This window comes from Actinopolymorpha sp. B11F2, from assembly GCF_040195635.1.
Lineage (GTDB): Bacteria > Actinomycetota > Actinomycetes > Propionibacteriales > Actinopolymorphaceae > Thermasporomyces.
Map to the genome: position 1 here is coordinate 1 of NZ_JBEFTX010000060.1, position 1144 is coordinate 1144.

At 68.4% G+C, this 1144-nt stretch carries 1 protein-coding gene; it reads left to right on the forward strand.

All coding sequences use genetic code 11. The features are described 5' to 3' along the window. The coding region (locus tag ABN034_RS34210) for an IS256 family transposase (RefSeq protein WP_349695105.1) at positions 1–1144 on the forward strand (1144 nt) is incomplete at both ends.

The window sequence follows — 1144 nt, forward strand, 5'->3', positions numbered from 1 at the left end:
TGGCGGCCGCGTCGCCGGATCTGCTGCGGCAGCTGCTTGGCACGTTCATCGACGTGCTGATGGGCGCTGAGGCGGACGCGATCTGCGGCGCCCCGTACGGCGTGCCAAGCCCGGACCGGGTCAACTCCCGCAACGGATACCGGCACCGCGACTTCGACACCCGCGCGGGCACGATCGATGTGGCGATCCCCAAGCTGCGCTCGGGGACCTACTTTCCGGACTGGCTACTGGAACGCCGCCGCCGTGCCGAGCGCGCTCTGACGACGGTGGTGGCGACCTGCTATCTGCTGGGGGTCTCGACCCGGCGGATGGAGAAACTGGTCGAGACGCTCGGTATCACCCGACTGTCCAAGTCGCAGGTCTCGGTGATGGCCGCCGAACTGGACGAGCAGGTTGAGGCGTTCCGCACCCGGCCGCTGGATGCCGGCCCGTACATGTTCGTGGCCATGGACGCACTCGTACTCAAGGTGCGCGAGGGTGGCCGGGTAGTCGGGGTGCACGCCCTGGTCGCCACCGGCGTCAACGCCGACGGACACCGAGAGATCCTCGGCGTGGACGTCACTTCCGCCGAGGACGGCGCCGGCTGGCTGGCGTTCCTGCGTGACCTGACCGCACGCGGGCTGTCCGGCGTCCAGCTCGTCACCAGCGACGCGCACGCCGGGCTCGTGGCAGCGATCGGTGCCACCCTGCCCGGTGCGTCCTGGCAACGGTGCCGCACCCACTACGCCGCCAACCTCATGTCCGTCACTCCCAAGAGCAGCTGGCCGTGGGTGAGAACCCTGCTGCACTCGGTCTACGACCAGCCCGACGCCCAAGCCGTGCACGACCAGTTCGACCGCGTGCTACAGGCCCTGGACGACAAACTCCCCACCGTCGTCGACCACCTCGAGCAGGCTCGCCCAGACGTGCTCGCATTCACCGCATTCCCCAAACAACTGTGGCGCCAGATCTGGTCCAACAACCCCCAAGAACGACTGAACCGCGAGATCCGCAGACGCACCGACGTCGTAGGCATCTTCCCCGACCGAGCAGCCCTCATCCGCCTTGTCGGCGCCGTCCTGGCCGAACAACACGACGAATGGATCGAAGGCCGCCGCTACCTCGGCCTCGACCTCCTCGCCAAAGCCCGACGCGCCCCCAACCC